13 protein-coding genes are annotated in these 12,819 nt (G+C 51.9%); 11 read left to right on the top strand and 2 right to left on the bottom strand.

All coding sequences use genetic code 11. The features are described 5' to 3' along the window. Positions 1–143: 143 nt before the first annotated feature. From ACT3T6_RS08435 to ACT3T6_RS08425, 3 genes are all read left to right on the top strand, one after another. Entirely contained in the window at positions 144–1,649 is a 1,506-nt protein-coding gene (locus ACT3T6_RS08435; RefSeq protein ID WP_172116596.1) for a fumarate hydratase, read from the top strand. 120 nt (positions 1,650–1,769) lie between these two features. Then, the gene (gene cls / locus ACT3T6_RS08430; RefSeq protein WP_193053534.1) at positions 1,770–3,188 is read left to right on the top strand and encodes a cardiolipin synthase; all 1,419 of its coding nucleotides are present in this window, start codon (positions 1,770–1,772) and stop codon (positions 3,186–3,188) included. 24 nt (positions 3,189–3,212) lie between these two features. After that, positions 3,213–4,130: a LysR substrate-binding domain-containing protein gene (locus tag ACT3T6_RS08425; protein ID WP_087105473.1), complete on the top strand. Its 918-nt coding sequence runs from the start codon at positions 3,213–3,215 to the stop codon at positions 4,128–4,130. A 4-nt stretch (positions 4,131–4,134) separates the two neighbouring features. Here the strand turns inward: ACT3T6_RS08425 and ACT3T6_RS08420 are convergent, their stop codons facing one another. Further along, complete coding sequence (locus ACT3T6_RS08420; protein WP_193053535.1) at positions 4,135–5,232, bottom strand: bifunctional nicotinamide-nucleotide adenylyltransferase/Nudix hydroxylase; 1,098 nt, start codon at positions 5,230–5,232, stop codon at positions 4,135–4,137. Between the two features lie 155 nt (positions 5,233–5,387). Here ACT3T6_RS08420 and ACT3T6_RS08415 point away from each other — a divergent pair, with 155 nt between their 5' ends. Then, the gene (locus ACT3T6_RS08415; RefSeq protein ID WP_172116599.1) at positions 5,388–6,326 is read left to right on the top strand and encodes a YihY/virulence factor BrkB family protein; all 939 of its coding nucleotides are present in this window, start codon (positions 5,388–5,390) and stop codon (positions 6,324–6,326) included. Beyond that, complete coding sequence (gene yccX / locus ACT3T6_RS08410) at positions 6,326–6,601, top strand: acylphosphatase (RefSeq protein WP_193053536.1); 276 nt, start codon at positions 6,326–6,328, stop codon at positions 6,599–6,601. Before ACT3T6_RS08415 ends, yccX begins: the two co-directional genes overlap by 1 nt. A gap of 19 nt (positions 6,602–6,620) precedes the next feature. Here the strand turns inward: yccX and ACT3T6_RS08405 are convergent, their stop codons facing one another. Beyond that, on the bottom strand, positions 6,621–7,562 hold the full coding sequence (locus ACT3T6_RS08405) for a D-2-hydroxyacid dehydrogenase (RefSeq protein ID WP_193053537.1): 942 nt from the start codon (positions 7,560–7,562) through the stop codon (positions 6,621–6,623). Between the two features lie 184 nt (positions 7,563–7,746). On the opposite strand from ACT3T6_RS08405, the gene ACT3T6_RS08400 reads away from it, so the two are divergent. The 6 genes from ACT3T6_RS08400 to ybgC all read left to right on the top strand — a co-directional run bounded on the left by ACT3T6_RS08400 (position 7,747) and on the right by ybgC (position 12,737). After that, on the top strand, positions 7,747–8,025 hold the full coding sequence (locus ACT3T6_RS08400) for an FmdB family zinc ribbon protein (RefSeq protein WP_193053538.1): 279 nt from the start codon (positions 7,747–7,749) through the stop codon (positions 8,023–8,025). A gap of 66 nt (positions 8,026–8,091) precedes the next feature. Next, positions 8,092–9,873: an aspartate--tRNA ligase gene (aspS, locus tag ACT3T6_RS08395; protein WP_172116603.1), complete on the top strand. Its 1,782-nt coding sequence runs from the start codon at positions 8,092–8,094 to the stop codon at positions 9,871–9,873. 129 nt (positions 9,874–10,002) lie between these two features. Next, the gene (gene ruvC, locus ACT3T6_RS08390) at positions 10,003–10,554 is read left to right on the top strand and encodes a crossover junction endodeoxyribonuclease RuvC (protein WP_193053539.1); all 552 of its coding nucleotides are present in this window, start codon (positions 10,003–10,005) and stop codon (positions 10,552–10,554) included. 68 nt (positions 10,555–10,622) lie between these two features. Continuing rightward, the gene (gene ruvA, locus ACT3T6_RS08385; RefSeq protein ID WP_193053540.1) at positions 10,623–11,228 is read left to right on the top strand and encodes a Holliday junction branch migration protein RuvA; all 606 of its coding nucleotides are present in this window, start codon (positions 10,623–10,625) and stop codon (positions 11,226–11,228) included. 64 nt (positions 11,229–11,292) lie between these two features. Continuing rightward, positions 11,293–12,330, top strand: coding sequence for a Holliday junction branch migration DNA helicase RuvB (ruvB, locus tag ACT3T6_RS08380; protein ID WP_172116606.1), 1,038 nt, complete (start codon positions 11,293–11,295; stop codon positions 12,328–12,330). Continuing rightward, entirely contained in the window at positions 12,327–12,737 is a 411-nt protein-coding gene (ybgC, locus tag ACT3T6_RS08375) for a tol-pal system-associated acyl-CoA thioesterase (RefSeq protein WP_172116607.1), read from the top strand. The genes ruvB and ybgC overlap by 4 nt, the downstream gene beginning before the upstream one ends. The last annotated feature ends 82 nt before the right edge of the window (positions 12,738–12,819 follow it).

The following is a 12,819-nucleotide window of genomic DNA, read 5'->3' as shown; positions in this document are numbered from 1 at the left end:
CAAACTCATTCAATGGTAGTTAAGAAATCGTAGAAGCTGCCGCTTGGGGATCAATACGGTATACTGCTTGCACGCTTAAACGGCTATTTCCACCTTCGTTAAAGTAGCCGTAGACAAGACGAAAACCAAGGAGCTGTTACTCCATGACCGTGATTCGCCAGGACGACGTGATACAAAGCGTTGCCGATGCTCTGCAGTATATCTCTTACTATCATCCTAAAGATTTTATTGATGCCATGGATGCAGCATATAAACGGGAACAAAACCCGGCTGCAAAGGATGCTATCGCGCAGATTTTGATTAACTCAAGAATGTGCGCCACTGGCCATCGGCCTATATGCCAGGACACGGGTATTGTTACCGTCTTCGTTCATGTAGGCATGAACGTTACCTGGGACGCGGATATGAGCCTGGACGACATGGTCAACGAAGGTGTTCGCCGCGCTTACCAGCTGCCCGATAACGTGCTGCGTGCATCCGTACTGGCAGACCCGGACGGGAAGCGCCAAAACACCAAGGATAATACGCCTGCTATTATCCACCACAAGCTGGTGCCTGGTGATAAGGTCGACATTCACGTTGCGGCAAAAGGCGGCGGTAGTGAAGCGAAATCCAAGTTCGCGATGCTCAACCCCTCTGACAGCGTTGTCGATTGGGTCATGGAGCAGCTTCCCAAAATGGGGGCAGGGTGGTGCCCGCCGGGCATGTTGGGTATTGGGATTGGCGGTACGGCTGAAAAAGCGATGCAGATCGCAAAAGAGGCACTGCTTGACCCTATTGATATTCAGGACCTGCAAGCACGTGGCCCGAGCAACCGCGCTGAAGAACTACGGTTAGAGCTTTTTGATAAGGTCAATAAAAGTGGTATTGGCGCTCAGGGTCTCGGTGGCCTTACCACGGTGCTGGATATTAAAGTAAAAGATTACCCGACCCACGCAGCGAATAAGCCGGTTGCGATCATTCCTAACTGTGCGGCAACTCGCCATGCGCATTTCACGCTGGATGGCTCAGGCCCTGCAGCGCTTGACCCGCCGAAGCTGGAAGACTGGCCAGAAATTACCCGTGAAATGGGTGATAACGTGAAGCGCGTTAATCTGGATACCGTAACACCCGAAGAAGTTAAAACCTGGCAGCCCGGTGATACGCTGTTACTGAATGGCAAACTACTGACCGGTCGAGATGCTGCTCATAAGCGCATGGTGGATATGCTGGCGAAAGGCGAGCCACTGCCTGTTGATATGAAAGGCCGGTTTATCTATTACGTTGGCCCAGTTGATCCGGTACGTGACGAAGTGGTGGGGCCAGCAGGGCCCACAACGGCGACACGGATGGATAAATTCACGCGCACCATGCTCGAAGAAACCGGGCTTTTGGGTATGGTCGGTAAAGCGGAACGTGGTCAAGTAGCCATAGATGCAATCCGCGATAACGAGGCTGTCTACTTGATGGCGGTGGGTGGCTCGGCTTACCTGGTCGCTCAGGCAATTAAAAAATCCCGGGTCGTCGGTTTTGAGGACCTGGGGATGGAAGCCATCTATGAGTTTGAAGTAGAAGATATGCCGGTCACCGTAGCGGTTGATAGCCAAGGCACTTCGGTTCATCAAACCGGACCGGCCAAATGGAAGGAGATTATTGCTCAAACGGCATAAGGCGGTCTGTGCTGTGGAGTGATTAAATTACAGAAGCCCCGTTCATACGGGGCTTCTGTGCATTGAGAACCATAGCGATACCCTGTTTGAAATATCCATACGTTTAATGGAGATGTAGGTATGGTCTCTTGGCTGCTAGGGACAAGCATTATGCTGATACACCTGTTAGGGGTGATGTCGGCGATCATGGCGCTAATGTCTAGCCGGACATCACAAGGTGCCGTCGCGTGGATTATCTCTCTTCTTACCTTTCCTTATATCGCCTTACCGGCCTATTGGTTCTTTGGTCGGCCGCGCTTTTATGGATACGTAATGGCCCGTGGGGAGCGCGATAGCGTGTTAAGGCGTGTGCTTGCTCGCTACCAGGAAAGCTCCTTACCTTATTTAGTTCCGTTTTCTAATTCTGATACACAAGCAGTAGAGCAGTTGGCCATGATGCCTCTCACTCGGGGCAATAGCGCTGAGTTGCTTATTGATGGTGACGCCACGTTCAATAGCTTGTTTAACGGTATTGATGAAGCAGAGCACTATTTACTGCTGCAGTTTTTTATAGTGCGAGATGATGCGCTGGGCCGCCGTCTTCAACAGCACTTGCTGGGTGCCGTACGCCGCGGGGTGCGGGTGTATTTTCTTTACGATGAAATTGGTAGTCGCAAACTCAATGAGGGCTATCTTCGGGAACTGGCCGCAGAAGGCGTAGAAGTCAGCCCGTTTCGCTCCTCAAGAGGCTTTAAACATCGCTTTCAGCTCAATTTTCGTAACCATCGCAAGGTAGCTGTTATCGATGGTAAGCGGGGTTGGTTAGGGGGCTTTAATGTGGGGGTTGAATATCTGGGCCAGGACCCACGCCATGGGCCTTGGCGAGATACGCACCTGGTACTGGAAGGGCCCAGCGTATTGGGGCTACAAGAAGCTTTTTGGGAAGATTGGCACTGGGCAACGGGGGAGGTCACCAGCTTGAATTGGCAGGCGGAAAGCCACCCTAATATTGATCAGAATGTTGTTATTGTCCCTTCAGGCCCCGCGGACAAACAGGACACCGCCAGCCTGTTGATTCAGCAATTGATTCATAGTGCAACGCATCGACTATGGGTCACCAGCCCCTATTTTGTACCCGACCAAGGCGTTCAGGATGCGCTACGCTTGGCTGCTATGCGGGGAATTGACGTACGAGTGATGATTCCCGAGCGGCCAGACCACCTGCTGGTATTTCTCTCGGCCTTTGCTTTTTTGGCTGATATGTTAAAAGCAGGCGTTAAAATATACCGTTATCAACCCGGCTTTCTACACCAAAAAGTAATTCTGATTGATAATGATGCCGCCACCGTAGGTACGGTAAACTTGGATAACCGTTCATTTCGCTTAAATTTTGAAATTACAGCGTATATTCCTGACACCATATTTGCCGCCGAAGTGCACACCATGTTGGTGAAAGACTTTAATGATTGTCGGCGTATCACAATTGATGAAATTCAACAGCGTCCATTATGGAAAAAAGTAGTATCACGGGCGGCGTATTTAATGTCGCCTGTCCAATAGCAATAATCGGCAAAGGAGTGTTGGGTGAATCTTGAAACAAAATGGCTAGAAGATTTTGTCGCACTTGCGAATACACGCAGCTTTTCAGCGTCTGCCCGCCAGCGTCATGTTACTCAACCTGCTTTTAGCCGCCGCATTCGAGCACTGGAACAAGCCATTGGCGTAACCCTTGTTGACCGCTCAACAACCCCCGTAGGGCTTACATCAGAAGGGCAGTTGTTTCTGGTGACGGCGCGAAACCTCGTTGAACAGCTTAACGAGTCATTAAGTCATTTGCGTGGCTTGTCGATTGCCAATGAAGCACTTGATATTGTGGCCGCCCACTCATTGGCATTAAGCTTTTTCCCCCCTTGGATTTCACGCCTTCAGAAAGGCCTTGGGGAGCTGCCAACGCGTTTGGTCGCCATGAATGTAGGCGAAGCGATCCACGTGCTGCGTGAAGGTAATTGCGATCTCATGCTGGCCTATTATGACCCCTTTGCCACTATGCAGTTGGATGCCGAGGTTTTCCCGTCCTTCTCGATAGGCAAGGTCAATATGCTGCCCGTCTCGCTACCCGACGAAACGGGGAAACCCTGTTTTTCGCTACAGCAAGAGGCCTCAATTCCCTACCTGGCCTATACCCAGGGCGCTTTTTTAGGACGCAGTGTACGAATGCTATTAAAGAATGACCCTCTGCGTATGAAATTACGTACGGTTTATGAAACCGCCATGGCAGAAGGATTAAAAGGCATGGTGCTTCAAGGTATTGGAGCGGCATGGATCCCTGATTTTTGTATTCGTGAAGAGCTCAAAAGTGGGCGCTTGGTCAGGGCCGGTGATGAAAGTTGGGACATACCGCTCGAAATTCGCCTTTATCGCTGCTCGTTGGTACACAAACCAGGCGTTGAGAAGCTTTGGCGTCAAATGATGAAGCTGCCACGTGATTTTTTACAAGCGTAATGGGTTACGTTGACGTGCCGAAGTCAGCAGGCAGGCCAAGAAAGTTTTGAATAATAAAAAAATGATCTTCGAATAGGCTGTCTGGCTCTAAATCAGCCAGTGCCACCCACCGTGCATGATCACCACCTTTAACGGGTTTTAAACGTGGCAGCTGTTGGTCTGGGCGTAGCGCAAAGTAGAAAGCTTCCGCTAGCGTGCGCCCCCGCCAGCTCCGGTGCGGCTCATCAAAAAGGCGCTGCCCACGTAATGATCCTTTTAGAACGGGTTCTGGTACTTTCAAGCGCAGCCGTTCCCTGAGCTCCCGCAAGCACGCATCCAGCAGTCGCTCATGAGGGTTAATGAATCCGCCAGGCAGCGCAAACAACCCTTTACCGGGTGCTGAATTACGGCGCACCAGAAGTACATGCCCGGATTGCACAACCACCGCATTCACGGTAACAAAAATAGGTGGGTAGGGAGCATGTGACCAGGCTTGATGGTACTGGTCCAGTAGTCGTTGCTCTTCCAGTAATTGTTGATAGGCGCTTTCGCGACAAAATTCGCTAACGCGACTGACCACGCCGGGCGGCAGGTCATGATAAGCCCCCGTGCTCAAATAATCGTCTGAAGCGCTTGGCGATCGAAACAGTCGTTCACGAATCTGGCTGGCTGAAATGCCTTCAATCAGCGGAACGCTGACGGATTCCCACTGCGGAAACAGAGACAAGTAGTAGCTTGACTGACCACGGCTTGCACCGATCAAACCAATGCGTGGTAAACGAATATTAGCCGGTGCGGCTAAGTCTCGTACCTTTCGCTGTACATCTCTTACCCAAACATCATCGTTGTAAAGAGCATCCAGCAGCGGCGTGATTTCTAACCGCTGGTTATCAGCATCATCAAACCCGGAACGAATCATTGCCTGGCGTTCATCAAAGCGCCATGGGTTTCTCAGCGAGCGCGCCTGCCATGCAGAGCCTACCAGTACAATGACCTGACGTGCCTGATTAAGCGCTTCACGGATAACGGCTAAGTGGCCTAAGTGAGGAGGCTGAAAACGCCCAATAAATACCAAACAATCAAAGGTGTAATCAGGCGTAGAGCATGTTGCATCAAGGGCCATGGTGCTTCCTTTAACATTTGGTCAAATAACAGCGTCATTATGAAGAGAGCGGTTCAGCGGTGCAATCTGACGAAGGCTACGTACTGCACCCGTATTGGGTATGCTGCTAAGCTATTGCACATAAAGCCATCCATAAATGACGCAAGGGACTGAATATGACTAAAGACACCCTCACTTTTTGGTGGAAGGTGGTCCAGGATGCAACGAAGCTATGGTTAGAGCGTCATGCGTTTAGCTTCGCGGGCTCATTAGCGTTTTATACGCTTTTTTCATTAGCCCCTACTGTCATTATTGCCGTTGCGGTTATCGGTATTGTCTTTGGTGAAAACGCTGCTCAGGGTCAAATCGTGGCCCAGCTGCAGGACTCACTGGGTACCGATGTGGCCTCCGCGATTGAAGAGGCCGTTATCCACTCTCGGTTCGAAGAGTCTGGTGTATTGCCTTCTGTGTTAGGCGTTTGTGCTCTGTTAGTCGGTGCAACAACCGTCTTTGCGCAAATGCAGCTTTCACTGAACACCATATGGGGAGTGATCGCCAAGCCGGCCAGTAACAGCTTGTTTGTATTTATAAAAACGCGCTTTTTATCGTTAATGGTTGTCTTTCTCATTGGTTTTATTCTATTAATTTCGTTGGTATTAAGTATTGCTTTGCGAAGCATCCTGCAAATGGCAGGTGACCTTGTCCCGCTCGCCGGCTATACCACGACACTATTGGACTCTCTTGTGTCACTTGGCGTCGTTACCTTGCTATTTGCGGCTATTTTCAAAGTGTTGCCCGATGTAGTGCTGCGTTGGCAGGATGTCTTAACCGGGGCTGTTGTCACGGCCGTACTGTTTACTATCGGCCGCACCGTGATTGCGATTTACCTCACCTATACCGCGACGGCATCGACATACGGTGCTGCCGGGTCGGTGGTGATGGTATTGCTATGGGTGTATTACTCGTCGCTTATTTTATTGTTTGGTGCCGCCTTTACACGCTCGCTTTTACTACGTCGAGGCAGAAAGCTTATTCCGCGAAACAGTGCCGTTCAGGTTAGACAGGAAGTCTTGGAAACAGAGGCGTTTACGCCCAGGATAGCAGGAGACGAATAGTGTCAGCGTGTTGCATAAAAGCCTTGGTCACCGGAAAAGTGCAGGGCGTAGGGTATCGCCGCGCCGTGCAAAAGCAGGCGTTACCAGCGGGAGTAACCGGTCATGCCAAAAATCTGGCGGATGGGCGGGTGGAAGTCCTCATGTGTGGCGAACATCAGCGTGTGAACATGCTGGTAGAGTGGCTTTGGCAAGGCCCTGCTAATGCGCAGGTAACCCATGTCGAATATGAGGCATTAGCCCAATGCCACGCTCCTGATGCTTTCACGACGCATTAGGCTAATATTTATTTTAGGCTTACCTGGTGTGCTTCCAATGAGCAATATTATCCGCCGTTAGGGCGATAATATTCTGGCGCGCTTCTGGCGTTACCCATGCATTGTGCGGGGTGACAATCAGATTGAGTGGTTCATCCAGCGCTGCCAATAGTGGATGCCCCTCCCTCGGTGGCTCTACAGGAAGCACGTCTACCGCTAACCCGCCGATACGCCCTTGGCGTAATGCCTCAAGCGCCGCTACTTCATCAATAATGCCACCGCGAGCGCAATTTACGAGCAGAAGGGACGGTTTAGCCTTGGCCAAGCGCTCTTGGTTAATAAGGTGCTGCGTATCAGCATTAAGCGGGCAGTGTAGGCTGATAATATCGGCTTCAGGCAGCACGTCATCGAGAGAAGGGCGTGCGTCGTTAGCTTCATGACCGGGGCGTGCCGTAAAGGTCACCTGAAGGCCAAAGGCCTCCGCCAAGCGCGCCACTTCCGTTCCCAGTTCGCCCTGGCCCACCATCACCAGCCGCTTGCCCGCTAACTGTAGCGTTACGTGGTCCTGGAGGCAGAAAAAGTCGCTTTGCTGCCAAACACCTTTGGCGACTTCCTGTTGGTATAGAGGTAGCCGGTTTGCCAGGTTAAGTATCAGCATTAATGTGTGCTGCGACACGCTTGCCGTGCCGTATGCCGCGACATTCTTAACGCTGATATTAAGTGCTTTTGCTGCCTCAAGGTCGATATTATTTAGACCAGTAGCCATGACACAAATCAGGCGAAGCGAAGGCAGCTGTTTTAACGTTTCCGCATCCAGTACCACCTTATTTACTAATGCGATGTCAGCATTTGCCAAGCGCTCTTTAGCTTGTTGCGTTGTACTTTGATCGAAGACATCCAGTTGAGTAACCGCACCGCGAATAGCGCTTAAATCTATTTGAGGCCCAAGACTTTTCGCATCCAACATGACCGCATGAGGCATTTTATTCTCTCCAGTTGCTGCCAAGGCTTGTTAACCTTGCTCGGCAGGGGGCACAAAAGGGTATAATATTGACGCTTTATCAACCGCAGCCTTGGATTTTATATCGACAGGCTACATATTCGCAGCTGGCTGCGTTTATATTCGACAATATTCTGTCGTCGTTGAGCTTTCAGGAATTATCAACATGCCTATCTATGAATATGAGTGCAAGGCCTGCGGCCATCGCATGGAAAAATTACAGAAAATCAGCGCAGATCCGTTAAAAGAGTGCCCTGAGTGCAATCGTAATGACTTGGCGCGGCTTGTATCCGCGGCAGGGTTCCGCTTGGCGGGCGGTGGTTGGTATGAAACCGATTTTAAAACGGGAAGTAAAAAGAACCTGGTCGCTGATGCAAAAAGCACAACGGCTAACACCAGTGCTAAAAGCGATACTACTTCCACGTCAAAAGCCTCTGCAGTTTGACTGTAGCGGTCAGGGCCTGGTTGGCCCAAGACACCTTATTTGCCACGAAACAGAACAGGATTTGACATGCGCAGCCATTATTGCGGCCAGCTAAACGAGACATTGGTAGATCAAACGGTCACCGTTTGCGGATGGGTACACCGTCGTCGCGACCACGGCGGGGTAATTTTTCTCGATATGCGTGACCGTGATGGCATCGCTCAGTTTGTGGTAGACCCCGATACTGCTGATGCATTTGCTAATGCCGATCGTGCGCGCGGTGAGTATGTTCTGCGTATTACCGGCCGCGTTAGGCTGCGCCCAGAAGGTACCCAAAACCCCAATATGCCCACCGGCATGATTGAGGTGCTAGCCAAAGACGTTGAAGTGCTGAACACCGCGGCCACACCGCCGTTCCAGCTTGATGAGCATGGCAAAGTGGGTGAAGAAGTTCGCCTGAAGCACCGCTATATTGATCTGCGTCGCCCCGACATGATCGAAAAACTGCGTCTGCGCTCGCGCATTTCGCATAACGTCCGTGCGTTCCTAGAGAATCAGGGCTTTCTGGATATCGAAACGCCGATCCTAACGCGCGCGACGCCCGAAGGTGCCCGAGACTACCTGGTACCTAGCCGTACGCATGCGGGTAGCTTCTTTGCACTGCCTCAGTCGCCACAGCTCTTTAAACAGCTGCTGATGGTGGCGGGCTTTGACCGTTACTATCAAATTGCCAAGTGCTTCCGTGACGAAGACCTACGCGCAGACCGTCAGCCTGAGTTTACTCAGATTGATATCGAAGCGTCGTTTGTCGAAGAAAACGACATCATGGGCATCACTGAAGACATGATTCGTCAGCTCTTCCAGGAAGTACTGAGCGTTGAGCTGTCAGAATTTCCGCGCATGACCTGGCAAGAAGCTATGGACCGTTTTGGTTCAGACAAGCCGGATCTGCGTATTCCGCTTGAACTGACCGACGTTGACGACCTGATGAAACAGGTCGATTTCAAGGTTTTCTCTGGCCCCGCCAGTGCCGATGATGGCCGAGTAGCCGCGCTTAAAGTACCGGGCGGTGCCAAGCTCTCGCGTAAGGAAATCGACGAATATACCAAGTTCGTGGGTATCTACGGCGCGAAAGGGTTGGCCTGGATCAAGGTCAATGAGCGTGCCAAAGGACTTGAAGGGCTTCAGTCGCCTATCGTCAAGTTCATGGAAAACATCGTTGAAGAGCTGCTTGATCGTCTTGGCGCAGAAGATGGCGATATCATCTTCTTCGGTGCTGACAAAACGCGCATCGTTAACGAAGCCATTGGCGCGCTGCGCGTTAAGCTGGGTGCTGATCTTGATCTGTACACCCAAGCGTGGGCACCGCTGTGGGTGGTCGACTTCCCGATGTTCGAGGCGGATGACAATGGTCGCTTAAGCCCGTTGCACCACCCGTTCACCGCACCGTCCTGCTCGCCGGAGGAGCTCAAGGCTGACCCGGCAAAAGCGCTTTCACGCGCCTATGATATGGTGCTCAACGGTACCGAACTGGGTGGCGGCTCTATCCGTATCCATAATCAAGACATGCAAAGCACGGTGTTTGAGATTCTGGGTATTGGCGAGGAAGAAGCCCAAGAGAAGTTTGGCTTCCTGCTGGACGCACTTCAGTACGGTGCACCGCCTCATGGTGGTTTGGCCTTTGGCCTGGACCGCTTGGTGATGTTAATGGTCGGTGCCAACACCATTCGTGAAGTTATTGCCTTCCCGAAAACGCAAAGCGCCGCTTGCTTAATGACGGATGCACCTGGTGAGGTTAGCCCAGACCAGTTGAAAGACCTTAATATCCGCTTGCGTCAAAAAGCCAAGCCTGAAGCAGCCAGCGAGTAAGCCTGGCGCTATTTGATGTAACGGCGATGAGTTGCACAATGGCTAAAAACACCGACGCCCCGGCGTCGGTGTTTTTGTATCAGTGCTTTTTGTGGTGTGGAATTTGTAACCTTGAGCGGATAAACGTTAATGGATAAAGCAGGCGCTGCGTTACCCGTGCGTATATTAGGCATCGACCCTGGGTCTCGAATTACTGGCTATGGTGTTATTGATCTTGTCGGTGTTAAACCCGGCTATGTTGCTAGCGGCTGCATTCGCACCTCAGAAGGGCCGCTGGAGCAGCGTTTGGCGCAAATATACGCAGGACTAAGCGAAGTAGTGGGTTTGTACAAACCCACAGATACTGCGATAGAGCGCGTTTTTATGGCTAAAAACGTCGATTCAGCGCTAAAGCTGGGGCAAGCGCGTGGTGCTGCGTTGGTATGTATGGCAAACCACGGGCTAAGCGTCGCCGAATATGCCGCACGGCGTATCAAGGAAGCAGTAACCGGGCAGGGAGGCGCAGATAAAGAACAGGTTCAGCACATGGTGACCGCGCTTTTAACGCTGTCTGCCACACCTCAAGCGGACGCGGCAGACGCCTTGGCCATCGCATTAACCCACGCTTATACCAACAATTCAGCTTCCAGTACGCCTCGTGGGCGCGGGCGGCGCGCCTCTACAGGGCGCTGGCGACTCTAACGATCACTGGTCACTTGTACAGAGTAGCATTATAGTAACCGTCTGTTTTTACTATCGCGAGCGTATTTATGATCGGACGTCTAAGTGGCTATTTGCTGGAAAAACAACCGCCCTGGATCGTTATTGACGTTCATGGCGTGGGTTATGAGCTTGAGACTTCAATGAATACGCTTGTCTCGCTTCCTGCGTTAGGCGAAAGCACATCTCTGTATACTCATTTAACCATTCGTGATGATGCCCACCTGCTGTACGGGTTTGCGCGACAGCACGAACGCGCTCTTTTTCGGGCACTGATTAAAGTCAACGGTGTAGGCCCCAAGCTAGCGCTGGCGATCTTGTCAGGAATGGATGAAGACGCCTTCATGCGCTGTGTTCGTGACGATGACAGTAAGGCGTTAACCAAGCTGCCTGGTGTTGGCAAGAAAACCGCCGAACGACTTATTATCGAAATGCGTGACCGTTTTCCCGAATGGGAGCAAGGTGCTGGCGCGCCGCTTGCCCTGGAAGGCGCCAATGGGCAACCGAGCCGTAATAACCTGGCCGATGCCGAGTCCGGACTCGTTAGTCTGGGCTACAAGCTAGCCGAAGCCAGTAAAATGCTCTCAGACCTTGACCCACAACAATCGGCAGAGGCCTTGATCAAGGCAGCGTTAACACGGCGAATGAGCGGTTGATAGGGGTCGCCGTTTTGCCGTCACCCAGTGCAAGCAGATCGCCAGATATTCAAAAAGAGCATCTATGTTAGAACATGATCGGTTGATAGCGGCTGAACCAGAACAGGGAGAAGGGCGGATTGATTATGCCATTCGTCCCAAGCGGCTGGATGATTACATCGGCCAGCCACGGGTTCGCGAGCAGCTTGAGATATTTATTGGCGCAGCCCGATTACGCGAAGAGAGCCTTGACCATACCCTTGTATTTGGCCCACCAGGGCTAGGTAAAACCACCCTGGCCAACATCATTGCAACGGAAATGGGCGTAGGGCTTAAGTCAACGTCTGGTCCCGTATTGGAGCGTGCAGGCGACTTGGCTGCCATGCTGACCAACCTTGAGCCAGGCGATGTCTTGTTTATCGATGAGATCCATCGGTTATCGCCCGCCGTTGAAGAAGTCCTTTATCCCGCCATGGAGGACTTTCAGCTGGATATCATGATTGGTGAAGGACCCGCTGCGCGATCCATCAAGCTGGACTTGCCGCGTTTTACGCTAGTGGGGGCGACGACCCGCGCAGGTCTTTTAACAGCACCGCTACGTGATCGGTTCGGGATCGTTCAGCGGCTTGAGTTTTATAATCTCGAAGAACTCACTGAAATTGTGACCCGTTCAGCTCGCCTGTTGGGTGTAAAAACCAACCATGAAGGCGCGGTTGAGGTTGCCCGGCGCTCCCGAGGGACGCCACGTATTGCCAATCGCTTGCTGCGCCGGGTGCGTGACTACGCAGAAATTAAAGGGGATGGCACCGTAGACGTGGCATTGGCGGATGCGGCGCTTAATATGCTCAATGTGGATCACTATGGTCTGGATCACATGGACCGGCGGCTGCTGCTCGCGATGATCGATAAGTTCGAAGGCGGACCGGTAGGCGTCGACTCCCTCTCGGCCGCCATTGGAGAGGAGCGCACAACGATAGAAGATGTCATTGAGCCGTATCTTATTCAACAAGGGTTGATGATGCGCACGCCGCGCGGACGTACCGTTACGCGTCAGGCATGGCGGCACTTTAACCGCGTTCCCAACGAGCACTCGGTTGATATGGAAGGGGAGCGTCGCCCATGAGTACTTCGTTTTCAATGCCTCTACGTGTTTATATGGAAGATACTGACGCTGGTGGCATTGTCTACTACGTTAACTACTTGAAGTTTATGGAGCGAGCGCGCAGTGAGTGGCTGCGCGAGCAAGGGCTCAACCAGCAAACGTTACTAGACGAAGGCACGCAGCTAGTGGTATATCGCTTAGCCTGTCACTATGCGAAACCGGCTCGCCTGGACGAAGCGCTTGAGATAACCGCACGCGTCATTGATATAGGGCGATGCCGAGTAACGTTTGAGCAGTTTGTAATGCGCGGTGAGGAACTCCTCTGCAGCGCGACAGTCGAGATAGCGTGCTTGAGCGCTGAACGGATGCGGCCCAAAGCCTGGCCCGCTTTTTTTCAGTCCCAGCTACAAACGTTAGCGATTTCTTAATATTCGATTTCTTAACAGTCGATTTCTTAACACTGCGGTTTCGTAATTTAGAGACCACTACTTGTCGGGCTTGACCGACAAT

Source organism: Halomonas sp. 72 (assembly GCF_052379785.1).
Taxonomy (GTDB): Bacteria; Pseudomonadota; Gammaproteobacteria; order Pseudomonadales; family Halomonadaceae; genus Vreelandella; species Vreelandella citrativorans.
This window is presented reverse-complemented; position numbering and strand designations above follow the sequence as displayed.